Here is a 25,993-nt window from a genome sequence, read left to right as displayed (position 1 = left end):
TGATCAATACCGGCCTACAGGCCACGCATTTGAAATTCTCTACAGCAAGATCTCTACCAATTCCCTCGGGCGCTGCACCACCGCACAGCGCCCGGGGAAGTTAAAAACGCCGGCCTTAGGCGGCGGCGATTTCCACGTCCTGGCCATTCAGGCGCACCGGCCAGACCCGCAGGCGTTGCTCCGGGTCTTCCAGGCAACGCCCGTCGGCCAGGCAGAAGTGCTGCTTGTACAGGGGCGAGGCGATCACCAACTCACCCTTGATCGACCCCAGCAGCCCGCGGCCAATCACGTTGGCCCCCGACTGCGGGTCGTGGTTGTCCAGGCCAAAGAGCTGCTGGCCCTCGGCGTCCGGCAGGTAGAACAGCGCCACCTGGGCGCCCTCGAACCAGGCCACCACCCCGGAGTTGCTGACCAGGTCCTGCTGGCCGCACAGGCGCTGCCAGTGCTGCGGCTGGATGGAATTGACGCGTTGGCTATTGGACTGGCTCATCAGAGCACCTCCTCGACGACGGGAATCAGGTTGAGTTCAGCGGCCATCACCGGACGCCGTTGGCCGCGCTCCTGGACAAAATGAATGTCCGGGTCGGGGCGTTGATCGTTGACGAAGGTCCGGAAGCGCTTGAGTTTTTCCGGGTCCTTGAGGGCGTTGGCCCACTCGCATTCGTAGCGGTTGACCACCAGTTGCATCTGCGCTTCCAGCTCGGCCCCCAGGCCCAGGCTGTCGTCAATGATCACCGCCTTGAGGTAATCCAGGCCGCCCTCCAGGCTTTCACGCCACACCGAGGTGCGCTGCAGCTTGTCGGCGGTGCGGATGTAGAACATCAGGAAGCGGTCGATGTAGCGGATCAGGGTGGCATCATCCAGGTCCGTGGCGAACAGCTCGGCGTGGCGCGGGCGCATGCCACCGTTGCCGCTGATGTAGAGGTTCCAGCCCTTTTCGGTGGCGATCACCCCGACGTCCTTGCTTTGCGCCTCGGCGCACTCACGGGTGCAGCCGGAAACCGCGAACTTGAGTTTGTGCGGCGAGCGCAGGCCCTTGTAACGGTCCTCGATCAACAGCGCCATGGCCACGCTGTCCTGCACGCCATAGCGGCACCAGGTGCTACCCACGCAGGACTTCACCGTACGGGTGGATTTGCCGTAGGCGTGGCCGGTCTCGAAACCGGCGGCAATCAGCTCGGCCCAGATCTCCGGCAACTGATGCAGTTGGGCACCAAACAAGTCGATGCGCTGGCCGCCGGTGATCTTGGTGTAGAGGTCGTATTTCTTCGCCACCTGGCCGATCACGATCAGCTTGTCGGCGGTGATTTCACCCCCGGCGATGCGCGGCACCACCGAGTAGGTGCCATTCTTCTGCATGTTGGCCATAAAGGTGTCGTTGGTGTCCTGCAACGGCACCAGGGACGCGTCCATGATCGGCTGGTTCCAGCACGAGGCCAGGATCGAGCCCACCGCCGGCTTGCAGATGTCGCAGCCGGTGTGGCCACGGCCGTGCTTGGCCAGCATTTCGTCGAAACTGGTCACGCCCTCGACCCGCACCAGGGCATAAAGCTCCTGGCGGGTGTAGGCGAAGTGCTCGCACAGGCTCTTGTCGACGCTGACACCACGGGCGATCAGTTCATGCTCGAACACCTGCTTGAGCAAGGCTGCGCAACCGCCGCAACCGGTGCAGGCCTTGGTGCTCGACTTGAGTTGACCGAGGTCGCTGCAGCCGCCGTCGATGGCCGAGCAGATGGCGCCCTTGGTGACGTTGTGGCACGAGCAGACCGTGGCCGAATCCGGCAAGGCGCCCGGGCCCAGGGTCGGTGCGCCGCTGGAGCTGGGCAGGATCAGGCCCGCCGCGTCGGCCGGCAGGGTGATGCCGTTCTGCATGTATTGCAGCAGGGTGTCGTAGTAGCTGTTGTCGCCCACCAGCACCGCACCGAGCACGCGCTTGCCTTCGGCGTCCACCACCAGGCGCCGGTAACTGGCGCTGGTCTGGTCGATGAACTGGTAGCTGCGCGAGCCCGGAGTGTTGCCGTGGGCGTCGCCGATGGAGCCTACATCCACCCCCAAAAGCTTGAGTTTGGTGGACATGTCCGCGCCCTGGAAGGGTTCGGCGTCCTGGCGGCACAGGCTCGCGGCGACGCCGCGGGCCATCTGGTAACCCGGGGCCACCAGGCCGAAGATGCTGCCGTTCCAGGCCGCGCATTCGCCGATGGCGTAGATGTCCGGGTCGCTGGTCAGACAGGCGTCGTCCACCGCCACGCCACCACGCGGGCCCAGTTCCAGGGCGCACTGGCGAGCCAGGGCGTCTTGCGGACGGATGCCGGCGGAGAACAGCACCAGGTCGGTTTCCAGGTACTCGTCGTTGCCGAAATTCATCCGGTAGCGGTACTCCTCACCCGGGCAGATCGACTGGGTGCCACGGGACAGGTGCACGCCGACGCCCAGGCGTTCGATCTGCGCCTTGAGGGCCAGGCCGCCCTGCTCGTCCAGCTGCACCGGCATCAGGCGCGGGGCGAATTCCACCACGTGGGCTTCCAGGCCCAGGGACTTCAGGGCGTTGGCCGCCTCCAGGCCCAGCAGGCCGCCGCCCACCACCACGCCACGTCGGGCATTGGCGGCGGCTTTGCGAATGCCGTCGAGGTCTTCCAGGGTGCGATACACCAGGCGCGAATCGCCCTCGGCGCCTTCGATCGGCGGCACGAATGGATAGGACCCGGTGGCCAGCACCAGCTTGTGGTAGTTGAAGCAGCCGGCGGCGGTGATCACTTCATGCCGCACGCGGTCGATCTCCAGCACCGGCACCCCCAGGTGCAGGGTCACACCCGGGCGCTGGTACAACGAAGCTTCGCCCAGGGCCAGGGACTCGGCGTCACGGCCAGTGAAATATTCGGACAGGTGCACGCGGTCGTAGGCACGCATCGGCTCTTCGCTGAACACGTGGATCCGGTAGTGGTCCAGGGCGCCACGCTCGATCAGTTGTTCGACGCAGTGGTGGCCGACCATGCCGTTACCGATCACGATCAGGGTTTGCAACTTGTTCAAAGGGGCAACAGTGGCGTTCATAAATAGCACCCGGTCAAAGCCAATCACGGTTTAAAAAAGCAAAAAAAAAGCGCCTGAAACCTTGCGGTTCCAGGCGCCTTTGCCTGTTCTTTTGCGGTGTGCAACCGGGCCTCTGTGCCTGATCCACCGTTACTGCCCCAAGACCTTCGGGTCGATCGATCTTCGTTGACCGACGGGGCTGTCCACTCGAATGCGTTCTGGGTGGACCTGTTCCCGGTCTTGCAGCCTTTGTGCCAGGCCGGCCTCAACCACCCCTCGGCGCGCACCCAAAACCTCCCTTCAAAGGCACGAATCACGTGGCCTGCAGCGAATCACCGGGGGCAAATCCCAGCCGTCACCTGGCCCTGCCGCGCCCCTCCCTGACCCGCTGTCGATTGCCTTGGCTTGGTGCAGGCCAGCCCCCCGGGCGCTTTATAAAAGTGCAGGACGCCCCTGCCCCGAACGCCTTCGCCCATGCCGGCGTTGGCCCACGCAAAGCCCGGCCGGCGCGGCGCCAGGGCCAGTCAGAGCCGCCGCCAACGGTTCTGGCGCGGGCTTTGCTAGGAACCCCTCGATAGGCAATCAACGCAGACTGCCGACCAACGACAAAGGCGCCGTGTACCCCCCTGGATCTTCAAGGGAGGGCTACAGGGCGCCTTTTTTGTTTTCGGCGGTTGAGCCGCGAGCAGGATTTTTCGAGGGACGAGGATGGCAACTAACAGCGTGCGTAGCGTCTGCCCTTATTGCGGCGTGGGCTGCGGCATCGTCATGACGGTGGAGCAGAACCGGGTGATCAAGGTCGCCGGCGATCCCCAGCACCCGAGCAACTTCGGACGCCTGTGCACCAAGGGCAACACCAGCGGCCAGGCCATCGCCGAATCCGGCCGGATGGACAGTGCCTACCTGCGCCAGGAACGCCAGCGCGACCCGGCGCGTCTGGGCATGGACCAGGCCATCAGCGAAACCGCCCAGCGCCTGCGGGCCCTCCTTGACGCCCACGGCCCCAGCGCCCTGGCCTTCTATGTGTCCGGGCAGATGTCCCTGGAGGCCCAATACCTGGTCAACAAACTGGCCAAGGGGTTTGTCCGCACGCCCCACATCGAGTCCAACTCGCGGCTGTGCATGGCCAGCGCCGGCAGCGGCTACAAACTGTCCCTGGGCGCCGACGGCCCGCCGGGTTCCTACGAGGACTTCGAGCGCGCCGAGCTGTTCTTCGTGATCGGCGCGAACATGGCCGACTGTCACCCGATCCTGTTCCTGCGGATGATGGATCGGGTCAAGGCCGGGGCCAGGCTGATTGTCGTCGACCCCCGGCGCAGCGCCACCGCCGACAAGGCCAGCCTGTTCCTGCAAATCAAGCCCGGCACCGACCTGGCCCTGCTCAATGGCCTGCTGCACCTGTTGCTGAAAAACGGCCACACCGACCCGACCTTTATCGCCGCCTTCACCCAGGGTTGGGAGGCCATGCCGGCGTTTCTCGACGACTACGATCCGGCCAGCGTCGCCGCCATCACCGGGCTGGCCGAAGCCGATATCCGCCTGGCCGCACAGCAGATCGGCGAAGCCGCCGAGTGGATGAGCTGCTGGACCATGGGCCTGAACCAGAGCACCCACGGCACCTGGAATACCAACGCCCTGTGCAACCTGCACCTGGCCACCGGCGCCATCTGCCGCCCCGGCAGCGGGCCGTTTTCCCTGACCGGGCAACCCAACGCCATGGGCGGCCGCGAGATGGGCTACATGGGCCCCGGCCTGCCCGGGCAACGCTCGGCGCTGGTGGACAGCGACCGCGCCTTTATCGAAGACCTGTGGCAAATCCCCGCCGACAGCCTGCCCCGGGACGGCGGCAGCGGCACCGTGGCGATGTTCGAAGACATGGCCGCCGGGCAAATCAAGGCGTGCTGGATCATCTGCACCAACCCGGTGGCCAGCGTGCCCAATCGCCAGACCGTGATCGAGGGCCTGCAACGAGCGGAGTTGGTGATTACCCAGGACGCCTTCCTCGACACCGAGACCAACCGCTACGCCGACATCCTCCTGCCCGGCGCACTGTGGGCCGAAGCCGAGGGGGTGATGATCAACTCCGAACGTAACCTGACCCTGATGCAGAAGGCTGTGGAGCCCCCGGGAGAAAGCCTGCCGGACTGGCAGATCATCGCCCGGGTGGCCTGCGAGATGGGCTTTGCCGAGGCCTTCAGCTACGCCTCCAGTGCCGAGGTGTTCGAAGAGATCAAGCGCGCCTGGAACCCCAAGACCGGCTACGACCTGCGCGGTGCCAGCTACGAGCGCCTGCGCCAGAGCCCGCTGCAATGGCCCTGCGCCAAGGCCGACGGGCCGAACCGCAACCCCATGCGCTACCTCAACGATGGCCTCAGCCAGACCCTCAAGGTGGCGGCCGACGGCAGCCGCCCGGCGATCGTGTTCCCCACCGAACATGGCAAGGGGCTGTTCTTCCCCCGCCCGCACATGGACCCGGCGGAGATGCCCGATGACGACTTTCCGATGGTGCTCAACACCGGGCGCCTGCAACACCAGTGGCACACCCTGACCAAGACCGGCAAGGTCGCCACCCTGAACAAACTCAACCCCGGGCCCTTCGTTGAACTGCACCCCCAGGACGCCACGCGCCTGGGCCTGAGTGACGGCGACTCGGTGGAAATTCGCTCCCGACGCGGCCGCGCCGTGTTGCCGGCGCGGGTCAGCGACCGTGTGCTGGCCGGCAACTGCTTTGCGCCGTTCCACTGGAACGATGTGTTTGGCGAACAGTTGGCCATCAACGCCGTGACCCACGACGCCGTGGACCCCGTGTCCCTGCAGCCGGAATTCAAATTCTGCGCGGTGGCCCTGCAGAAAGTGGCGCTGATCGAGCACCACTTTCTCGACCAGGCCGGTGGCGCGCCCAGCCCTTCTTCTTTGTTACCCGAGGACCGCAGCATGTCGCGCATCGAGGCCTTCGCCGAACTCGCCGGTATTCGCGCCGTGGCGGCGCCCAGCTTGAATGACAACGAGCGCATCTACCTCGCCGGCTTCCTCAGCGGCCTGCACACCAGCACCGCCCAGCCCGGCGCCGGTGTGCCCACCCTGCCTGCCAGCGCGCCCCTGGCCGGCACCACGCGACTGTGGCTGGACGGCCTGCTGGGCGGGCTGTTCAGCCACAGCCAAGGGGCCCCTGCCACCTCGGCCGCAGCAACCCTGCCCGAGCCGGCCAATGACGCCCCGCACCTGACCCTGCTCTGGGCCTCCCAGACCGGCAACGCCGAAGCCCTGGCCGAACGTTTTGCCAAGCGCCTGCGGGACAACGGCCTGGCCGTGGACGTCAGCGCCATGGCCGATTTCCCGCCGAGCCGATTGGCCAGCACTCAGAACCTGGCCCTGATCAGCAGCACCTTTGGCGACGGCGACCCACCGGACAATGGCCAGGGCTTCTGGGACAGCCTCAACACCGCCGAGACCCGCCTGGAGTCCATGCGCTTTGCCGTGCTGGCCCTGGGCGACCCCAACTACGACCAGTTCTGCCGCCACGGGCGTCAGCTTGACCAGCGTTTGCAGGCCCTGGGCGCTACGCGGCTGCTGGACCGGGTGGACTGCGACACCGAATTCGAAGCCCCCGCCGAAGGCTGGCTGCTGGCCTTGCAACAGGCCTTGAGTACGCCCATGCCTGGCGCTGGCCTCGACGTTAAAACCGCGGTCAAGGTTGAAGCCGCCAGCACCCAGGCCAGCCCCCTTGAAGCCCCGAGCAAAACCCGGCCCTTCGCCGCGCGCCTGCTGCACAACCAGCCCCTCAACGGCCCGGGCTCGAACAAGGAAACCCGCCTCTTCGCCCTTGACCTGGCGGGCTCCGGCCTGCACTACGAAGCCGGCGATGCCCTCGGCGTATGGCCGCGCAACTGCCCGCAACTGGTGGAGGAAGTGCTGCACCTGACCGGCCTGGATGCCCAGGCTCCGGTGACCCTGGAGCGCCACGGCGAGATGCCCCTGGCCCAGGCCCTGGGCGAACACTACGAGATCGCCCGGCCCAGCCCGGACACCCTGCGCTTTATCGCCCAACACAGCCGTAACCCGGAACTGGGGGCGCTGCTGAACAACCCGGACAAACAGCCGCTCAAGCAATGGCTGTGGGGCAAGCAACTGGCCGATGTGCTGCAACAGCACCCCATCGACTGCAGCGCCAGCGAGTGGCTGGAAGCCCTCAAGCGCCTGCAACCGCGCCTGTATTCCATCGCCTCCAGCGCCAAGCTGCACCCCGAGCAGGTGCATCTGACCGTGGCGGCCGTGCGTTATGGCCAACGCAAGGGCGTGTCCTCGACCTTCCTCGCCGACCGCGCCGCCGATGGCGACGTGCCGGTCTTCCTGCAAGCGTCCAAGCACTTCCGGGTGCCCGCCGATGGCGACCGCCCGATGATCATGATCGGGCCCGGCACCGGCATTGCGCCGTTCCGCGCCTTTCTGCAAGAACGCCGGGCTCGGGGCGACCGGGGGCGCAACTGGTTGTTCTTCGGTGAACAGCACGCTGCCAGCGACTTTTACTACCGCGACGAACTGCAAGGCATGCAGCGCGATGGCTTGCTCAGTGAACTGAGCCTGGCGTTCTCCCGCGATCAGGCAGAGAAGATTTATGTCCAGGACCGCATCCGCGAACAGGGCGCCGAGCTCTGGCGCTGGCTGCAGGACGGCGCCCAGTTGTACATCTGTGGCGACGCCAGTTGCATGGCCCGGGACGTGGACCAGGCCCTGCGCCAAGTGGCCCAGCAGCACGGTGGCTTGAGCAGTGAAGACGCCACCGACTACTGGCGCACCCTGAGTGAACACAAGCGCTACCTGCGGGACGTTTACTGAGGGCGCAACGACGCGGGCTCAAGCGTCCGCGGGCGCCTCGGCCAGCAGCCGTTCATGGGCGGTGGTCATGGCCTGCCAGGTGGTGGGGTCGGCGGGAATCAGGTGCTCGATGCGCAAGGACGCCACGGTGATGTCCTGGGGCATGCCGAAGGTGGTGAAGGTGGAAAGAAACCCCAGCTCGCCAACCGGGCTGCGCACCCGGGTCAGGAGCAAGGGGCTGGCCATCTGCTCGGTGGTGTCGCTGGAGATCCCCGCCGGCACCGGCAAGCCGCCAAGGACCTGGGCCAGGGCCGGGCACGCTGGGGCTTCCCGGGTCGCCCGCTGCCAGGCGACCTGGCGGATCTGCTCGGCATTGATCAGGTGTTCACCAAAGCCGCCGGGGGCCAGCAAGGTGTGCAACAGATTGAAGCCCTCGGCCGCCGCGGCCGGCAGCCCCACCAGCTGGAACAAGGCCGCCGCACCGCTGTTGGCCGCCAGCACCTGCCACGCGCTGTCGAGGACAATCGCCGGGGCCGGGTTGTGCGCCTGCAACACGTGCAACAACGCACCGCGCACCGCCGCCATGCCCGGGTCGGTAAGGGGCAGCGCCGGGTAACGGGGCGCATAACCGGCCGCCAGAAAGGCCGCGTTGCGTTCTTCCAGGGGCGTGTCGAGGGCGCTGAACAGCGCATGCAACAGCGCCGGGCTGGGCTTGGCGCGGCCGGTTTCCACACAGCTCAGGTGACGTTGGGACAGCCCGGATTGCAGGGCCAAGTCCAGTTGGCTGAGGCGTGCGCGCTGGCGCAAACGCCGCAGTTGCGCGCCCACCGATGGGGTTGGGGGATGAGGTACAGCAGAAATTTCAGGCATGGGCGACTCTGGCATTGGCCACGGGTGGCTGTCTATGACCTCTGAGGTCATTGAGTGCAGGCAAGGCCGGCGCTTAGCCTGGGCACTCCTCCAGCTCAGGGTTTGAACGGTGAAAAAAATACTCTGGCGACTGTGCCTGGGCGCCTTGGCCGGTCATGAACTGGACGCCGTGGCCCAGGCCGAATGGCGCCTGCTGTACGGCTTGCGCGAGCTTGAAGCGGGGTTGGCCCAGGGCCTGTTCATCGCCCTGCATGTGCCGCTGTGCATGGGCCTGCTGTGGCTGGGCGGGCATGCCAATGGCCGCGTCCGCCAAGGCTTTCACCGGCTGCTGGCAGGGTTCGCGGTGGTCCACGGCGGGCTGCATTTCAACCTGCGCGAACACCCGCTGTACAGCTTTGATTCGCCCCTGTCCCAGGCGCTGATCTTCGGCGCCGCAGCCGCCGGCCTGTTGTACCTGCTAACGGAGCTGTGGCCCCTGCGCCGTCCACTGCACGCCCTCACTGCAAGGATCGAACAATGAACACTGCCCGCCTGGCCCTGGCCCCGTTGCTGGCCTTCAGCGCCTACACCCTGTTTACCCTGCTCACGGCGCAGCAGTCGCTGCTGGAGTTCGGTTTGCAACTGCTGTCACGCCCCGATACGGCACAAGTGGTGATCGACCTGTACCTGATGGCGTTCCTCGCCGGTTGCTGGATGCTGCACGATGCCCGGGCCAAGGGCCGCTCCCTGGGTTCGGTGCTGCCCTACCTGGTGCTGACGGCGGTCTTCGTGTCCATCGGCCCCCTGCTGTACCTGGTGGTCAATGGCCGCCAGCCCCTCAAATCAGACGCTGGATCTGCTTGTGCCGCCAAACGCCCCGGTAATAGCTGACCTGCAACAGCAACATGGCCAGGTAGGCCACCGGAAAGGCCATCCAGACCCCTTGCAGGCCGAAGTGCGCATCCAGCAGATAGGCCGCCGGCACTTGCACGCCGATGATGCAGAAGATGGAAATCGCCACCGGCATCAGCACCGTGCCGCTGGCGCGCATGATGCCGCCCACCACCGCCTGGAAACCGAACACCAGCAGGCTCCAGAGCATGATGTGCAACAGGTGCTGGGCTTGGATCAGGGCCGTGGGGTCGGTGATAAACAGCCCCAGCAAGTGACCGGACACCAGGTAACCCAGCAGCACCAGGGAGCCGGTCAGGCAGGCATTGATCACCAGCCCGGTGCGCAGGATCGGGGTGATGCGCTCCAGGCGTCCGGCGCCGATGGCCTGGGCGCCAAGGATCGAGGCGGTGATGGCGATCGACAACGCCGGAAACTGTACATAGTTGACGATCTGGGTCACCGCGCCATAGGCCGCGGTGGCCTGGGAACCATGGCGGTTGACCAGGGCCAGGATCACCAGTTCGGACAGGGAAATCACCACCATCTGCACCCCGGTGGGCAAGCCGATGCGCAGCACCTTGCCGAGGATGTCCCGGTCCAGTTTCATCGCCGCGAACAGCTCGCGGTCCGGCGCCAGCGGGTGATCCTTGCGCCAGTTGAGGCGCCACACCAGAAAGCCCATGGCCAGTATATTGCCGGCCAACCCGGCCAGGGCCGCGCTCTGGATGCCCATCATCGGCAAGCCCCACCAACCGCGGATCAGCGCCGGGGTCAGGATCAGCCCCACCGTCGTCGACACCAGCAACGCCAGCAGCGGTGACACCGTGTCGCTGACGCCGCGCAGCAACTGGGTAAAGAGCACGAACACCAGCAGCAGCGGCATGATCAGCATCATTACCCGGGCGTAGCCCACGGCGTCTTCCAGCACATCGGCGGGCGTGCCCAGGCCTTGCAGGGCCTGGCGCGCAAACAGGCTGCCGAGCACCGCCGCGAGCAAGCCGATCAACGCGCCGAGCAACAGGGTACTGGCAGCAATCGCCTTGACCGTCCGGGTTTCACGGGCGCCCCAGGCCTGGCCGATCAACACCGAGGCGCCGGCACCGAGCCCGATCACCAGGGCGATAAAGAAAAACACAATGGGAAACATCCCCGACACCGCCGCCAGCGCCTGGGTGCCGAGCATCTGCCCGATGTAGATGCCGTTGAGGCTGCCGGAAAACGACTGCAGGAAATTGGACAGCACCATAGGCAGCAGGAACACCAGGTAAACCTGCCAGAGCGGACGCTGTGAGGAGCTGGACATGGAGGCAATGATCTCGGGTGGCGGGAGCAACGTGGCGGCGATTCTAGCCTATGCGGCCTGGCCTTGACTGCACGGGCGCGAACATCCTCGGAGCCTTGGGCCCGTCTGCCGGCGTGGTCATCCCTGGCGCCGGGCGTGTACCATCGGCCGCCACAAACGCTGATACAGCGCCCCTGCCTCTTTCACCTGAACGAGCGAACCGACCTTGTCCCACCTGCTGGCCAAAGCCGCCGAGAACGGAAATCTCCCCGACCTGCTGCGTCTGCTGGACGCCGGGGCGGATATCGAATGGACCCACAAAGGCACGGGCCGCAGCGCCTTGCTGTTCGCCACCCTCGCCGGGCACCCGGCGCTGGTGACGGCGTTGCTGGATCGCGGTGCGCAGATCGACCGGCAGTGCAAGGCCCTGGGCTACAGCGCCCTGGCCTGGGCCGCGCACGAGGGTGACGTGGCCCTGGTGCAGTTGCTGATCGAGCGCGGTGCCGACCTTGACCTGGCCTCCCCCGAACTCAGGCGCACGCCGCTGATGTGCGCCGCCCAGGCCGGTCAGGCCGAGGCGCTGGAGCAGCTGCTGCAGGCCGGGGCCGATGGCCGCTTGCTGGACTTCAAGCAACAGAACGCCTGGGCCCTGGCTCGGGACAAGGGCCACGAGACGATCATGCAGCGCCTGGAACAGGCTGGCGCCGGCGCCCCGCCCGCAGCTGAACGCCCGCCGACCCTGGCCTGGCCCGACACCGCCGCCGAGGCCACCAGCGACCCGGTGCAGGTAGTGCGCGCCTACACCCTGGCGATGCACGCCTGGGAACACCAAGGCAATGCCCTGAGCGCCGCCGACCCGGAGCATCACACGCCCCCGGACTTCTGGGCGCAACAGCAACAGATCGTCGCCCGCTACTGCACACCGCGCCCGCGCGCCTATCAGCATCAGAGTTATGGCGTTCCCACCACTTATGCCCCCAGCGACCTGTTGCTGGGCTGCGAGCCCCTGTCCGGCACCCGCAGCGAGGTGCTGATCCGCGATTCGCGGGAACGGGGCGGCGTGCAGTATGAGCATCGGTTCGTGGTCAAGTGCAGCGCCGGAGCGTGGCGCATCGACAGTGTCAAACGGCGCATGGCCGGCACTGAAACATGGCGATCGGGCATCCTCTAGCCCGTGGCCGCCGCCCTGCAACACTCCACAGAGTCAGGGCAGCAGGCCCCCCACGAGCGCCTGGCGCCGTTGATCGACGCCCGTGTTGCCGGCTGGAGCGCTGCGGCCCAGCCGCCTGACATCGACTGAAATCGTCTACAGCCCATGTGAGCGAGGGCCGACCTTCAGCCTCGCCCACCTTCGCCATCGTCGCTGGCTTACCAACGATAGGTGGCGCTGGCCTGCACGGTGCGCTGCGAACCGTACCAGCACCAGTAGTAGTCATAGCAGGACGCCACGTACTCCTTGTTCGCCAGGTTGCTGGCGTTCAAGGCCAGGCGCAGGTTGTCCTTGAGGCTGACAATCCCCGGGATGTCGTAATGCACGGCCGCATCGAACAGGGTGTAGCCCGCCACCTTCATGGTGTTCGCCGAGTCGCCCCAGGACGAACCGACATAACGGGCGCCGCCGCCCACGCCAAAGCCCTTGAGCGCACCGTCGTGCAAGGTGTAGTCGGCCCACAGCGAGGCCGTGTGCCGAGGCACGCCATAGGTGGTGGTGCCCTTGGCCGGCAGGTCCGGACCGTTGGCCACGCCATCCACGCCAGGGGTGTAATTCACCACGCTGGTGGACTTGGTCACCCGGTTGTCGAGGTAGGCGTAAGCGCCGGTGATGTCCAGGTTATCGTTGAGGCTGGCCTTGCCTTCGAGCTCAAAACCGCGAGAACGCACTTCGCCTCGCTGCACCTGGCAACGGCCGCCGTCACACACGTGGGTCACGTCCGGGTCCAGGGTCGGCACGTTGCTCTGGCGCAAGTCGAAGACCGCCGCACTGATAAAGCTGTTGCTGCCCGGTGGCTGGTACTTGATGCCCACTTCGTACTGGGTGCCCTCGGTGGGCTTGAACAGCGAACTGCCGTAGCCGGTGCCCGTCTGCGGCTCAAACGACTCCGAGTAGCTGATGTAGGGCGCCAAGCCGTTGTCGAACAGGTAGACCAACCCGACGCGGCCGGTGAAGGCTTCGCTGTCCTGGGCGCTTTTGCTTTTGGTCGAAGAGGCCAGGTCCAGGGTGCTGATGTCGCTGCTGGCCCAGTCGTACCGCCCGCCCAGCAACAACACCCACTGGTCCCACTTCACCTGCTCTTGCAGGTACAGGCCCTTTTGCTCGTCGCGCTGGGTGCTCTTGCTGCTGTAGGCCGGGGCGGTGACCGGTGCGTTGTACACCGGGTCGAAAATATCCAGGGACGGGCCCGAGCCATAGCCGACCTTGGTGTCGGTGGTGGTGTTCTGGTAATCGGCACCGATCAGCAAGGTGTGCTGCAGCGGACCGGTGTCGAACTTGGCCTGGGCCTGGTTATCCAGGGTGTAGGCGTCGAGGTTCACATCGCTGGCGATGGTGTAGCGGTTGGAGGTGCGGTAGTCGGCTTGCAGGCTGCCGTTGTAGATACTCCGGTACAGCCCTTCGCTGCGCAGGTAACGCGCGTTCTGGCGCAGGGTCCAGACATCGTTGAGGCGGTGTTCGAACAGGTAGCCGAGGGAATAGTACTGGCGGTCGCTTTTCTCGAAGTCTTGCTCGCCGTCGTAGAAGTCCACATCGATCTTGCGCCCGTTGGGGTTGCGCACCGCCGAGCCCCAGGCCGGGGTGGAACCGTAGGAACCGCCCTTGGGGTCCTTCTGGAAACTCCCCAGCAAGGTCAGCGAGGTGTCGTCGTCCGGGCGCCAGGTGAAGGCCGAGGACAGGGACTGGCGCCGGGTCTCGGTGTGTTCCAGTTGCCCGTCGGCATCGTCGAACAGGCCGGCCAGGCGATAACCGTAGATCCCCTCATCGTCCAGCGGGCCGCTGAAGTCGAAGGTGGTGCGCTGCTTGTCGAAGGTGCCGTATTCCACACCCACTTCATGGAGCGGTGTGTCCAGGGGGCGCTTGCTGGTCATGTTGACCACGCCGCTGGGGCTGCCCTGGCCATAGAGCACCGAGGCCGGGCCGCGCAGGACCTCTACCCGCTCCAGGTCGAAGGCATCCTTTTGCGGCGCGGCGTCGCGGTTGTCGGGCATGCGCATACCGTCCAGGTACACCGCCGGGGAGAAACCGCGAATGGTCAGCATGTCCAGGCGCGAGGCGGTGGAACCACGGGTCTCGGGGATCACCGCTGCGCTGTAGCGCAGGATCTGGTTGAGGTTCTCGGCCCCCTGGGCACGCATCTGGTCGCGGGTGACCACCGAGATCGACTGCGGGGTTTCGTTGAGGGCGGTGTCGGTCTTGGTCGCCGACAGGCTGCGGGTGGCCACGTAACCGGCCACCGGGCCGGTGGGGCTTTCACTGGCATAGGCGGCATTGATGCTGGTGGCTTGCAACTCCACCGTGCCATCCACCGGCACCGGCGCGGGCTCGATGCGGTAACGCGTGGCCGACAGCGCCAGGGCCTGCAGGCCGCTGCCCTGAAGCAACTGGGCCAGGGCCTGGGCGGTGCTGAAGTGGCCATGGAGGCCGTTGCTGGTCTTGCCCCGGGTCAGCGCCGGATCAAAAGCCAGCACCAACTCGCCCTGCTCGGCCAGGCCATTGAGGGCCTGGCTCAAATCCCCGGCCGAGATCGAAAACAGCCGCGTGGCATTGGCTTCGACAGCCGCTGCCAAAGGTTCGGCGGCATGCAGGGGCACGGCGACAAACGCCATCACCACGGCCATGGCCAGTGGGTGCAAGGGACGAGCAAGGCGAGACATGGGTAATCCTGTGCAATGGGGGTTTATTAACCATGACGGCCATGTCGGAAAATCGGGTAACGAATGAGATCGAGACTCATTAAAAAATCGTGGGCGTGCATCAACCCGCTGCAACGACGCCGGGGCGAAGCGCTTCATCCGATCTGCGCAAGGGTTGGAAAATGCACGGCCAGCCCTTTTCGGGCCGGCCGCAGGAGGGGTTACAGCGGCTTGACCACCACCAGCAAACCGGTGAAGTAGTCGACCTTGATCGGCAGGTTGTCGGCCAGGGCAGCCAGCGCGGCATCGGTATCGTCGAGGCGGAACACCCCCGACACCCGCAGCCCCTGCAAGGCCTGTTCGTCAAAGCGCAGCAGGCCATGGCGATACCCGGCCAGGGCGCGCAGCACCTCGCTCAGCGGCCGGTCGTCGACCTTGAGCAGGCCCCGGGTCCAGGCCGCCGGATCTTCATTGCCAAGGGCCTGCACCGGCTGTACCCGGCCATCCTTGAAGCGGGTGCTGTGCCCGGCGCTGACCTTGACCGCGTCCTCTGACGCGGCGCTGGCAGGCTTGGCCGCCACCACCGACTCCAGCACGCTGACCACCGTGGCGCCGTCCTCGGCACGCCGCACCAGGAAGCGCGTGCCCAGGGCGGTGGCGGTGCCCTGGTCGGTCTGCACCACGAACGGCCGCTGGGCGTCCTTGGCCACCTCCACCCACAACTCGCCGCGCAACAGCTCGACGACCCGCTGGCGGCCGTCGAACTTCACATCCACTGCCGAATCGCTGTTGAGCTGCACCTGGCTGCCGTCGGCCAGCACCACTTCGCGGCGTTCGCCCACGGCGGTGCGCTGGTCGGCGAGCCACAGCGGCCACTGCTCCAGGCCCATCCAGCCGCACAGCAACACCCCAAGCAAGGCTGCAGCCTGGCCGCCACGCCCGCCCATCCGCGAGCGCGGCCGGGCAAAGGCCTGGTTCAGGGCCCGACGCGCCGGGGCCGCCGGCAGCTCATCGAGGCTGCCCCACAAGGCCCCCATGCGTTCCATGGCCAAGGCATGGCGCGGATCGGCCTGGCACCAGGCCGCACACGCGGCGCGATCGGCCTCTGTGACCTGCTCATCGTGGAGACGGGTCAGCCACTGCGCGGCTTCGTTGATCATGGTCGGTGAAGGTGAGGTCATGCTGCGGGGTCCGCCCCGTGCAAGGCGTGGTAGCAATGCACCAGGGCGCTGCTGATGTAGTTCTTCACGGTGCCCGCGGAGACCTGCAATTGGCTGGCGATTTCGCTGTAGGTCAGGCCGTCGAGGCGGCTGAGCAAAAAGGCTTCGCGGGTCTTGGCAGGCAACCCGGCGAGCATCACGGCAATCTTTTCCAGGGCTTCGAGGGCCACGTGGATGGCTTCCGGGTCGGGCATGCCGGCGTCACTGACATGGATGGCCAGGGCCTGCAGGTAGGCCTCTTCGATCCGCCGTCGCGCGCGCCGTCGATCAGCAAGCGCCCCGCCGTGGTCGCCAGGAACGCCCGGGGCTCCTTGATGTTCTGCGGCTCGGCCAGGGTCAGCACACGCATGAAGGCGTCATGGGCCAAGTCCGCCGCCCGTTGCGAGCAACCGAGTTTTTTCCGCAGCCAGTTGTGCAGCCACGAATGGTGGTCGCTGTAGAGCTCGGTCAGGGTTTGCTGGCGACGAACAAGCTGCTCGGAGGCCGGAAAGTCATGCATGCGCAAGCGCTTCTCAAATGGGAAAGATTACCAATCGCGCGAAAGATGCCAGTAAAACCGCCCCCGAGCAAGCACCGCTCCTCGGATGCGGCGGCTCGTCACAGCCCTGCCAGCCGGTCGTGGGCATTCGCTGCATAGCCGCCAGACCTGCAACGCATTGGCCGCCCCGCCAGGCCGCTGGTTAGAGTCGCGACCCTCACCGTCTTTTATCGATTCGAGGTAAGCCATGCCCGCCCACGCCGCCCAGCCCCTGACCCCGCCCTGGACCATCGAGCGCCTGACCCCGCACCTGGGGGGCAGGATCGACGGCTTGCAACTGCACAGCATCGACGACCGGCAACTGGCCCAACTGGAAGCCAGCCTGGTGCAGCACAAGGTGCTGTTCTTTCCCCAGCAACACTGGAGCGCCGCGCAACAGCGCGACTTCGCCGCACGCCTCGGCGAGTTGCATGTGCACCCGACCTTTGAAGCCCACCAGGAGGTCAACGAGCTGGTGGTGTTCAACTACGACCCGTCGCGCAAAGGCGCCAACGACACCTGGCACGCCGACGTGACCTTCGCCGAGCGCCCGCTCAAATACGGCGTGCTGCATGCCGAGACGATTCCCGAAGTGGGCGGCGACACCCTGTGGGTCGACAACGAGGCGGCATTCGAGGCCTTGTCGGCGCCCCTGCGCCAGTTGCTGGAAGGCCTGGAAGCCATGCACAGCGTGCTGCCGGCCATGGGTTACCCCGGGGCCATCGAACAGCCGGACCTGCTGCAACGCCTGGCCAGGTTGCCCGTCCCCACTCGGCACCCCGTGGTACGGGTGCACCCGATATCCGGGCGACGCTCGCTGTTCGTCAACCAGGCGTTCACCTCCCATATCGTCGGCTTGAGCCCGCTGGAATCCCAGGCGCTGTTGCAGTTGCTGTTTCGCCACCTGGAGAACCCGGCATTCCAGGTGCGCTGGCGCTGGCAGGCCCAGTGCGCGGCAATCTGGGACAACCGCAGCACCCAGCATCTGGCGGTGTCGGACTACTTCCCCCAGGTGCGCCGAGTGCGTCGCGCCGCCGTGCTGGAAGAACAACGCCCTTGGGGCCCGAACCCTTCACTGACGCAGGCCCAGCCATGATCGGCCGAGCAAGGGGGATCGTCGCCCTGGCCCTGGGCCTGCTGCTGGGGGCCCAGGTGGCCCTGGCGCAATCTGTCCCGGAAGTGATCCGCATCGGCGTGCCGGACCTCAGCACCCGGGCCAAGCCTTACGCCCCCGGGCTGCTGGGGGTCGCCCACCAGCGCCAGCAACTGGAGCAGGCGTTCGCCCAGCAAGGCACCCGGGTGGAATGGCATTTCTTTCGCGGCGCCGGGCCGGCCATCAATGAAGCCTTTGCCAACGGCCAGTTGGACTTCGCCGCCCTCGGCGACCTGGCCGCAATCATCGGTCGCGCCAGCGGCCTGGACACGCGCCTGCTGCTGGGCTCACGGGGCACTCACCTGTTCCTTGCCAGCACCCCGCAAGCCGGTATCCGCCAGATCCAGGACCTCAAGGGTAAGCGCGTGGCCCTGTACCGTGGCACCGCCGACCAGCTGTCGTTCGGCCGCGTACTGGCCAATGCCGGGCTCAGCGAAAAAGACCTGAAGATCATCAACCTCGACTGGACCGCCGCCATGGCCGCGCTGGTGGCCGGGCAGATCGACGCCACCTGGTCCAACTACAACCTGCTGACCCTGCGCAGCCAAGGCATCGAAGTGCCCTTGAGCACCCAGTCCATGCCGTTACTGGCCACCACCCAGAGCGGCCTGGTGGCCAGCCAGGGGTTTATCCAGCGCTACCCCGAAGCGACCCAGACCCTGGTGGACGTGCTGGTGAGCAACGCCGCCTGGCTCAAGGTGCCCGAGCATTACGAGCAGTACCTGGTGCAGCAGGAACAGGCCAGCGGCATCCCGGCTGCACTGGCCCGGGAAGAGGCCGCGGGGGCCGACCTGGACTTTCGCTTTTCACCCCGGCTCGACGCCTTCCTCAGCACCAGCTTCAGCCAGAGCATCGAGCAGGCCAAGGCACTGCGCCTGATTCGCCGCAGCTTCGAGGTCAAGGACTGGTTCGCCCCACAGTTCGTCGAACAGGCCCTGCGCCGCCAGCAGCTGCAAGGCACCTGGCCGGACTACGACAGCCAGGGCCGGGCTACAGCGCCAGCTGGTTGATCAGGCTGTACGCCGGCGCGTCCACCAACTCGTCGGAGAGGCTGTCATCAGCGTCCAGCAGGGCGTCGATCATGCAGCGGGCCGCCTCGCTCAGGGGCTGCTCGGAACGCTGGACAATCCCCAGGCACGCGCCGCCGTCGAGGAACAACGGCGGCGCGTCGCTGCAACGCAGCAGGCGAAAGTGCCCGCTCTCCAGCAAGGGTTCGATCATTTCCAGGGGGGCCACGCCGAGGCTGTCGGAGCTGGCGACGATCTTCGGCAACAGGTCGTTGTAGGAGGTCTCCATGTTCAGCGCCGCGCCGTCACGCCCCCACAACCCGCAGAGCACTGCACGCAACTCGCACGGCAGCATCGAGGCGACCTTGGGGTAATGACCCAGGCGCGCGAACGCCAATTGCGCCTCCTCCACCAGCGGGTGCCCGGCGCGGCAAAACACGCCAAAACGGCGAAAGCGCAAGGGCCGCACCAGGTGCCGGGTGCCGATTTCCATATGGCGCAGGTCGGCCACCAGGAAACTGATCTCGCCCTCGTCCAGCAAGGCCAGCAGGTTCGAGGGTTTCTCTACCCGCAGGTCCACTTCGGCCTTGGGGAAGCGCGTGAGAAAACGCCCAAGCGCCTCGGGCACCAGGCGCGCGGTGACCAGGGGCCCGGAGCCGAAACGCAACTGCTGGGCCGCGTCCTCGGGCTCCCCCGCACCCATCTCATCGCGCAGATTGCTGGCATCCTCCAGCAGCCGAGCAGCGCGCACCCGCAGCGCCTCGCCCTTGGCCGTGAGCACCACGCCGCGACTGCTGCGCTCCACCAGGGCACAGCCCAGCTCGCTTTCCAGGCCCTGGATGCTGCGGCTGAACGCCGACTGGGTGATGCAGGCAATGTCCGCAGCGCGGGTGAAATTCAAGTGAGTGGCCAAGGCCATGAAATGCCGCAGCTGCCGTAAATCCATGCTCAGACCTTTTAGTCATGAGCGCGATGCGCCTAAGGAATTTCTCAGGGGCAGCACGCATTGATACAAAGGCTCGCGATCGACCGCCGCAAACCTGGCGGCGGCATTATCCAGTGGTCATGCACGCCAGTGGAAAGACCAAAAACACATAACCTAATTCACCCCACAGCGTCTGCTTGCCTTGCTCCGCCACCACTACCAGGACGGCCAGAATGACCTGCAAGAATGAGCTTGAACATGAACCCGAAGCCTTGCCGACCGTGGCAGTCCCTGACCGCCCTGAATGCCCTTGCCCTGTTGCTGGCCGCACCTGCGGCCCATGCGGCCGATAGCTCCACCAGCAGCGCCCAGCCCAGTAACGACACCGCGCTGAAAACCGTGACCGTCACCGCCACCCGCCGCGAAGCCTCACTGCAACAAGTGCCGGTCGCGGTGTCGGTGGTGGACGGCGAACAGCTGGAGCGGGAGAACCGCAACAACGTCGCTAGCATCGTCCAGCGAGTGCCGACCCTGAACTACCGCCCTGCCGCGTCGAGCAAGGACTCTTCCCTGTTCGTGCGCGGTGTCGGGACCATTTCCACCTCGCCAGGGGTCGAGCCCAGCGTTGCCACGGTGATCGACGGCGTGGTCTACGGGCGCCCGGGCCAGGCCACCCTGGACCTGATGGAAGTGGAACGCATCGAAGTGCTGCGCGGCCCCCAGGGCACGCTGTTCGGGCGCAATGCCTCGGCCGGGGTGCTGAATGTCATCAGCCGCGACATCAGCGACGAGACCCACGGCTACGTCGATTACTCACACTTCGGCAAGGGCAATGAAAACCGCACTCGCTTCGGCATCGGCGGCACCCTCAGCGACACCCTCAAAGGCTCCCTGAGCACCCTGTGGGGTGACTATGACGGCAACGTCACCAACGAATACAACGGCCACCGGGTCAACGGCTACAGCACCCAGGGCGTGCGCGGCAAATTGCAGTTCAAGCCCAACGAAGACTTTCGGCTGACCCTGATCGGCGATTACAGCGACGGCGACAACACCACCCCCAGCGGTGTGGCGATCAAAGCCAGCACCGAGCGTTTCGCCAACAACTTCCCGGCACCGATCGACCGGGAAAACCGCAGCGTGGAGAACGATTTCAAGACCTGGTCCAACGACATCCACAAAGGCCTCTCGGCCCAGGCGGACTGGACCCTGGGCAGCCACACCCTGACCTCGATCACCGCCTGGCGCGGCTGGGACAACCGCCAGTACCAGGATCAGGACGGCCTCGCCGGTCTGCCCCAGGACGCCCTGCACGATGCCGGCAAGGTCGACTACGACCAGTACAGCCAGGAGCTGCGCATCGCCTCCCCCAGTGGCCAGTTCCTCGAATACGTGGCCGGGGCCTACCTGTTCCACGGCCAGTCCAACGAGGGCTACCGCCGGCAACTGGTGAACAACGGTGTGCTCAACAGCGCCTGGGGCAAGTTCAGCGCCACCAACAACAGCTACGCGCTGTTCGGCGAGAGCACCCTGAACTTCACCGAGGACTGGCGCGCGATCATCGGCCTGCGGGCCACCCACGACCAGGTCGAGTACGACCATGAACGGGTCTCCACCTCGGCAGTCACCCTGCGTTCGATGCGCCCCTCGTTCGCCTCCTCCGGCGAGCACAGCGACAACGGCCTGTCCGGGCGCCTGGGCCTGCAACATGATTTCAGCGATGACCTGACCGGCTACGTCACCTATTCCCGGGGCTACAAGGGGCCGGCCTATAACGTCTACTTCCAGATGTATGCCGCGGACACCGAGGCCCTGGATCCGGAAACCTCCAACGCCTACGAAATCGGCCTGAAAAGCAGCGCCTTCAATAAACGCCTGACCGCCAACCTGGCGCTGTTTCGCACCGACTACGACAACTACCAGGCCAACTTCTACGACTTGGTGGGTGGCTCACCGGTAACGCGTCTGATCAACGCCGGCTCCGTGCGTACCCAGGGCGTGGAGCTGGACTACGCGTTCCAGGCCACTCGCCAGCTCAAGCTGTCCGGCGCCCTGGCCTACACCCATGCACGCATCGAGGAGTTCAATTGCCCGGCCGCCGCAGCCGCCAGTTGCTCGATCAATGGCAAGCCCCTGCCCTTTGCCCCGGACTGGAAAAGCTACGTGCGGGCCGACTACAGCATCCCCCTGGACAATGGCCTGGATGTGGAACTGTCCACTGACTACAACTGGCAGAGCGAAGTGCAGTACAGCCTCGACCAGAACCTCAACACCCGCCAGGGCGCCTATGGCATCTGGAACGCCAGCGTGGCCCTGGCCGACTACAGCCAGGGTTGGCGCGTGGCGCTGCTGGGCCGCAATCTCGGCGACCGCTCTTACGCGCCGATGCTCAACAGCGGCAGCAACGCGATCAACCGCGTGGTGCCACGGGACGATCAACGCTACTTCGGGATCCAGGTCCGCAAGGATTTCTGATCGCCCGTCTCAGCCAGGAGCCCGTCATGCCCCAGCGTCCCAATCTCATCGTCATCATCGCCGACCAGTTGCGCGTCGACTGCCTGCCCGGCTTCAACCCCGAAAGCCCGGTGCAGACGCCGCACCTGGACCGCCTGGCGGCCGAAGGCGTGCGTTTCGCCGAAGCGTTCACCCAGCACAGCGTCTGCTCGCCGTCCCGGGTGTCGTTCCTGTCCGGGCGCTACCCCCACGTCAGCGGCCACCGCAGCCTGCAATACCTGCTGGCGCCGGAGGAACCGAACTTCCTGCGCACCTTCAAGGACCAGGGCTATCACGTGGTCCATGCCGGGGCGCGGGGTGACACCTTCGCCCGCGGCGCCGCCGAAACCTCGGTCCATGAACACGGCTTTGCCGACCCCGGGCTCAACGACCTGCGGGACTTTTTCAGGCACCGCGAGCCCAGCGCGCCGGGCAGCCTGGCGCGGGCCCACTACGAAGGCGAACGGCCGGCAGAGCAGGTGGATTTCGACGAGGCGGTGATCCGCACCGCCGAAGCCTGGCTGGCCAGTGCGCCGCCAGAACCCTGGGTGCTCTATGTGCCGTTGCTGGCGCCGCACCCGCCGTTTGCCGTGGCCCAGCCCTGGTACTCGATGTACCCGCGGGCGCAGATGCCCGCACCCCGCCAGGGCAGCGGCCGCCCGCCTGACTTTCGCGCCGAGCTGGCCCAACTGCACGGCTGGCAACAGCTGCAAACCGAGGACTGGCAGGAAATCCGCGCGGTGTACTACGGCATGATCAGCCGCCTCGACCAGCACTTGGGCCGCTTGCAGGCGCAACTGGACCAACACCACGCCGAGCGACCGCTGTACCGCTGCTTCTTCTCCGACCACGGCGAATACCTGGGGGATTACGGCCTGGTGGAAAAGTGGCCTGCCGGGGTGGAAGAGTGCCTGGTGCGCACGCCCCTGCTGATCGCCGGGCCGGGCCTGGCCCAGGGCGAACGCAGCGAAGCGCTGGTGGAACTGCTCGATGTCTTCCCGACCCTGCTGGAACTGGCAGGCATCGAAGCCGGGCACGCGCACTTCGGCCGCAGCTTTGCCGCCTGCCTGCGAGAACCGCACACACCCCACCGTGAAGAAGTCTTCAGCGAAGGCGGTTTTTGCCGTGAAGAGTCGGACCTGCTGGAGCGCGGCGCCTACCCCTACGACCTGAAAAGCCGCTTGCAGCATCAGCGACCAGAGTCGGTGGGCAAAGTGGTGGCCCTGCGCGACCGCACCTGGACCTATGTCTGGCGCCTGTACGAACCGGCCGAGCTGTACCACCGCGCCAGCGACCCCCATGAACTGCACAACCTGGCCGGGCAAGCGGCGTATCAGCCGGTCGAGCAGGCCTTGCAAGAGCGCCTGCTGCGCTGGCAAGTGGCGACCGCCGACCTGATCGACACCCGGGAATCAGAGCGTTTCACCGCAGTGGACCTGCCCCGCCCCGGCAGCCTGGGCCGTGGATCGACCGGTTCAGGGTGAAAACCCGCAACGCTGCGTGCATCATGTGCGCAGTTCGCTTTCGGGAGATATCCATGCAGGTCTTGTCATTCATCATGCGTCCCGCCGCCTTGCTACTGGGGCTGCTGTGCGCGGTCCAGGCCCAGGCCAGCGAGGAATCGCAACTGATCGAGTCGATCAACAGTTACCGCAGCCAGGTGCAACGCTGCGCCAACCAGGCCTCGCCGGAGCTGCCGCCCCTGGCCGCCGACCCGCGCCTGGTGCTGCCGGTCAACGGCAGTGGCGACCTGCAGCAGGCCCTGGCCCGGGCCGCGTACCCGATGGTCAATGTGCAGGCCATCAGCCTCTCCGGCCCGCGGGATGCGCAAGCGGCGATGCAGGCCGTGCGCGAGAGCTTTTGCCAAGTGGTGCTGGACCCGCAATTCATCGACATCGGCGTCAGCCACAACGACCGTGACTGGCGCGTGGTGCTGGCGCGGCCGCTGTTGTCGGCACGCCTGGGCGACTGGCAGGCCGAAGGCCAGAAGCTCTTGGAGCAGATCAACCGTGCCCGCGCCCAACCGCGCCAGTGCGGCCCGCAGAGCTTCGGTGCCACCACGCCGCTGGCCTGGAACCCCAGCCTGGCGACGGCCGCCGAGGCCCATACCCGGGACATGGCCAATAACAACTATTTCGATCACAAAGATCGCCAGGGCGGAACGCCAGGCGACCGTGCAGAACTGGCCGGCTATGTCGGCCAGGCCATCGGCGAGAACATCGCCGCCGGGCAAGACACCGCGGTCAAGGTGGTGGACGGCTGGCTGGCCAGCCCCGGGCATTGCGCCAACCTGATGAACCCGAGCTTCCGCGAACTGGGCGCGGCCTACGCCGTGGACCCGAAAAGCGACGCCGGCATCTACTGGACCACCCTGTTCGGCGCCCAGTGAACCCAGCCCCATGGGCGGCGTCGGGGCTACGGATGCCCGACGCCGCTGCCAGGGTTCACTCGAACTGCAAGCGGTTCTCCGGGGTGATGAGTTTGAACGGCACCCAGTGCAGGGGCGAATCCAGGGTTTCGCCACGGGCCAGGCGCAAGGCCACTTCCACCGCACCGTTGGCTTGGCCGACGGCATCCTGGAACACGCTCACCGCCATCTTGCCGTCGGCCATCAGCTTCAGCCCGTCCGGCGTGCCGTCGATGCCGCCGACCCAGTAATCGCGGGCCTGCTTGCCGGCCTTTTCCAGGCCCATGATGGCGCCGATCGCCATTTCATCGTTGTTGGCGGCGATGATTGAAAAGTCCAGCCCCTGCTTGACCCAGTCCATGACAATGGTCGCGGCCTGGCTGCGTTCCCAGTTGGCGACGGTCTTCTGCACCACCTTCATGCCCGGGTATTTGGCGACGACCTTTTCCACGTCTTCGGTGCGCATCAATGACGACTTGTTGCTCGGGTCGCCCACCAGGATCACCACGTTGCCCTTGTAGTTGGCGCGGCGCGCCAGCTCCTCCATCTGCAGGGTGCCGGACTCCAGCTCATCGGACCCGACAAAGGCCGTGCGCGCCGGCCAGGTCTGCGGCTCGGGGTTGCGGTTGACGAACACCAAAGGGATTTTCGCCTCGCCCGCCAGGCGCAGCATCTCCGGGGCGCTCTTGCCGTTGACCATGGCGACCACGATGGCATCGACCTTGGAATCCACCAGGTTGCGGAACTGGCGCATCTGCAACTCGGCGTTGTCCTGGCCGTTTTCCATGAAAATATCCGCCTCCAGCACCGCGGCGTGCTGCTGCACACCGTTGCGCAGCAGGGTCTGGAAGTTGTCGTCGTACTTGGCCATGCCCACCCCCAGCAGCGGGGTGCTGGCCTGGGCCAGGCCGGCGAACAGCAGGCTAGCGCCCAGGGACCGCGTTATCCAATGCTTCATCTTCGAACTCCCGGGCGTCATACGCTGAAATGATGGAGCAGCTCGCGCTGCACCTTGGCCATCTGCGACAGGTCCTGGCTGCTGCTGGCGGACTGCTCGGCGCCATCGGCCGCTTGCTGCGCGGAGTCGTTGATGTGGGTGACCATGCGGCTGGTTTCCTGCACCGTGGCGCTTTGCTGCTCGGTGGCGGCGGCGATCTGGATGTTCATGTCGCGAATGCTGCCCACCGCCTCGCCCATCGCCACCAACAGCTCGTCGGCACCGGAGGCCAGGGCCACACAGTGATTGGATTGCACCTGGCTTTCGTTCATCACTTGCACCGCCGAATGAATCTTGCCCTGCATCTGGCCGATCATTTCCTGGATCTCGCTGGTGGACGCCTGGGTGCGGCTGGCCAGGGAGCGCACCTCGTCGGCGACCACGGCAAACCCCCGGCCCTGTTCACCGGCACGGGCCGCTTCGATGGCGGCGTTGAGGAACCGAGCGCCATGACCGGCGGATCGAAATACGGCGTCAGGAACAGGGCAAAGATGATCATGCTGACGTTGAGCAAGGTCGGCACAAAAGCCGGCACCGAGAACCGGTTCCAGGTGTTGA

General features: G+C 66.1%; 18 protein-coding genes and 2 pseudogenes. 10 read left to right on the top strand and 10 right to left on the bottom strand.

Annotation, left to right across the window (positions count from 1 at the left end; genetic code table 11):
• Positions 1-115 precede the first annotated feature (115 nt).
• Positions 116-490, bottom strand: a complete 375-nt coding sequence (gene nirD, locus M1B34_RS28795) for a nitrite reductase small subunit NirD (protein WP_268263533.1) — start codon at positions 488-490, stop codon at positions 116-118.
• Entirely contained in the window at positions 490-3,051 is a 2,562-nt protein-coding gene (gene nirB, locus M1B34_RS28790) for a nitrite reductase large subunit NirB (RefSeq protein WP_123331721.1), read from the bottom strand. Before nirB ends, nirD begins: the two co-directional genes overlap by 1 nt.
• Positions 3,052-3,738: 687 nt before the next feature.
• Between nirB and M1B34_RS28785 the strand changes: the two genes are divergently transcribed.
• Positions 3,739-7,866: a bifunctional nitrate reductase/sulfite reductase flavoprotein subunit alpha gene (locus tag M1B34_RS28785; RefSeq protein ID WP_268266910.1), complete on the top strand. Its 4,128-nt coding sequence runs from the start codon at positions 3,739-3,741 to the stop codon at positions 7,864-7,866.
• An 18-nt stretch (positions 7,867-7,884) separates the two neighbouring features.
• On the opposite strand, the gene M1B34_RS28780 is transcribed toward M1B34_RS28785, so the two are convergent.
• The gene (locus tag M1B34_RS28780) at positions 7,885-8,715 is read right to left on the bottom strand and encodes a helix-turn-helix domain-containing protein (RefSeq protein WP_268266909.1); all 831 of its coding nucleotides are present in this window, start codon (positions 8,713-8,715) and stop codon (positions 7,885-7,887) included.
• A gap of 109 nt (positions 8,716-8,824) precedes the next feature.
• Between M1B34_RS28780 and M1B34_RS28775 the strand changes: the two genes are divergently transcribed.
• Positions 8,825-9,235 (top strand): DUF6713 family protein, encoded by a 411-nt coding sequence (locus M1B34_RS28775; RefSeq protein ID WP_268266908.1) that lies wholly within the window; start codon positions 8,825-8,827, stop codon positions 9,233-9,235.
• The gene (locus tag M1B34_RS28770) at positions 9,232-9,585 is read left to right on the top strand and encodes a DUF2834 domain-containing protein (RefSeq protein WP_268263528.1); all 354 of its coding nucleotides are present in this window, start codon (positions 9,232-9,234) and stop codon (positions 9,583-9,585) included. Before M1B34_RS28775 ends, M1B34_RS28770 begins: the two co-directional genes overlap by 4 nt.
• On the opposite strand, the gene M1B34_RS28765 is transcribed toward M1B34_RS28770, so the two are convergent.
• Complete coding sequence (locus M1B34_RS28765; protein ID WP_123334377.1) at positions 9,533-10,891, bottom strand: MATE family efflux transporter; 1,359 nt, start codon at positions 10,889-10,891, stop codon at positions 9,533-9,535. The genes M1B34_RS28770 and M1B34_RS28765 overlap by 53 nt on opposite strands.
• 205 nt (positions 10,892-11,096) lie before the next feature.
• Here M1B34_RS28765 and M1B34_RS28760 point away from each other — a divergent pair, with 205 nt between their 5' ends.
• Complete coding sequence (locus M1B34_RS28760) at positions 11,097-12,041, top strand: ankyrin repeat domain-containing protein (protein WP_268266907.1); 945 nt, start codon at positions 11,097-11,099, stop codon at positions 12,039-12,041.
• 3 nt (positions 12,042-12,044) lie between these two features.
• Positions 12,045-12,170, top strand: a complete 126-nt coding sequence (locus M1B34_RS28755; RefSeq protein WP_268266906.1) for a hypothetical protein — start codon at positions 12,045-12,047, stop codon at positions 12,168-12,170.
• A 68-nt stretch (positions 12,171-12,238) separates the two neighbouring features.
• Here M1B34_RS28755 and M1B34_RS28750 read toward each other — a convergent pair whose 3' ends face one another.
• The 3 genes and pseudogenes from M1B34_RS28750 to M1B34_RS28740 all read right to left on the bottom strand — a co-directional run bounded on the left by M1B34_RS28750 (position 12,239) and on the right by M1B34_RS28740 (position 16,435).
• Positions 12,239-14,737 carry a TonB-dependent siderophore receptor gene (locus M1B34_RS28750; protein WP_123331709.1) on the bottom strand — a complete coding sequence of 833 codons (2,499 nt, stop codon included), beginning with the start codon at positions 14,735-14,737 and terminating at the stop codon, positions 12,239-12,241.
• A 200-nt stretch (positions 14,738-14,937) separates the two neighbouring features.
• Positions 14,938-15,897 (bottom strand): FecR family protein, encoded by a 960-nt coding sequence (locus M1B34_RS28745; protein ID WP_268266905.1) that lies wholly within the window; start codon positions 15,895-15,897, stop codon positions 14,938-14,940.
• A pseudogene (locus M1B34_RS28740) lies at positions 15,894-16,435 on the bottom strand (sigma-70 family RNA polymerase sigma factor). The gene M1B34_RS28745 and the pseudogene M1B34_RS28740 overlap by 4 nt, the downstream one beginning before the upstream one ends.
• 226 nt (positions 16,436-16,661) lie before the next feature.
• Between M1B34_RS28740 and M1B34_RS28735 the strand changes: the two are divergent.
• Positions 16,662-17,549, top strand: coding sequence for a TauD/TfdA dioxygenase family protein (locus M1B34_RS28735; protein ID WP_268266904.1), 888 nt, complete (start codon positions 16,662-16,664; stop codon positions 17,547-17,549).
• Complete coding sequence (locus M1B34_RS28730) at positions 17,546-18,616, top strand: ABC transporter substrate-binding protein (protein ID WP_268263523.1); 1,071 nt, start codon at positions 17,546-17,548, stop codon at positions 18,614-18,616. The genes M1B34_RS28735 and M1B34_RS28730 overlap by 4 nt, the downstream gene beginning before the upstream one ends.
• Here M1B34_RS28730 and M1B34_RS28725 read toward each other — a convergent pair.
• Positions 18,597-19,559: a LysR family transcriptional regulator gene (locus M1B34_RS28725; protein WP_123331701.1), complete on the bottom strand. Its 963-nt coding sequence runs from the start codon at positions 19,557-19,559 to the stop codon at positions 18,597-18,599. The genes M1B34_RS28730 and M1B34_RS28725 overlap by 20 nt on opposite strands.
• 237 nt (positions 19,560-19,796) lie before the next feature.
• Here M1B34_RS28725 and M1B34_RS28720 point away from each other — a divergent pair, with 237 nt between their 5' ends.
• Genes M1B34_RS28720 through M1B34_RS28710 form a run of 3 tightly spaced genes read left to right on the top strand, consistent with a single transcriptional unit; the run spans position 19,797 to position 24,420 of the window.
• Complete coding sequence (locus M1B34_RS28720; protein ID WP_268263521.1) at positions 19,797-22,013, top strand: TonB-dependent receptor; 2,217 nt, start codon at positions 19,797-19,799, stop codon at positions 22,011-22,013.
• 26 nt (positions 22,014-22,039) lie between these two features.
• Entirely contained in the window at positions 22,040-23,515 is a 1,476-nt protein-coding gene (locus M1B34_RS28715; RefSeq protein ID WP_268266903.1) for a sulfatase family protein, read from the top strand.
• A 53-nt stretch (positions 23,516-23,568) separates the two neighbouring features.
• A complete protein-coding gene (locus tag M1B34_RS28710) occupies positions 23,569-24,420 on the top strand; it encodes a CAP domain-containing protein (protein WP_268266902.1) in 852 nt (283 codons plus the stop codon).
• A 55-nt stretch (positions 24,421-24,475) separates the two neighbouring features.
• Here the strand turns inward: M1B34_RS28710 and M1B34_RS28705 are convergent, their stop codons facing one another.
• On the bottom strand, positions 24,476-25,396 hold the full coding sequence (locus M1B34_RS28705; protein WP_268263518.1) for a substrate-binding domain-containing protein: 921 nt from the start codon (positions 25,394-25,396) through the stop codon (positions 24,476-24,478).
• Positions 25,397-25,413: 17 nt separating this feature from the next.
• Positions 25,414-25,872, bottom strand: a pseudogene (locus M1B34_RS28700) (methyl-accepting chemotaxis protein); the annotation flags it as partial.
• Between the last annotated feature and the right edge of the window lie 121 nt (positions 25,873-25,993).

Origin of the sequence: Pseudomonas morbosilactucae, from assembly GCF_023241715.1 — a bacterium.
Lineage (GTDB): Bacteria > Pseudomonadota > Gammaproteobacteria > Pseudomonadales > Pseudomonadaceae > Aquipseudomonas > Aquipseudomonas morbosilactucae.
Note: the sequence above shows the minus strand (reverse complement) of the source record. Positions and strands in the feature narration are given on the sequence as shown.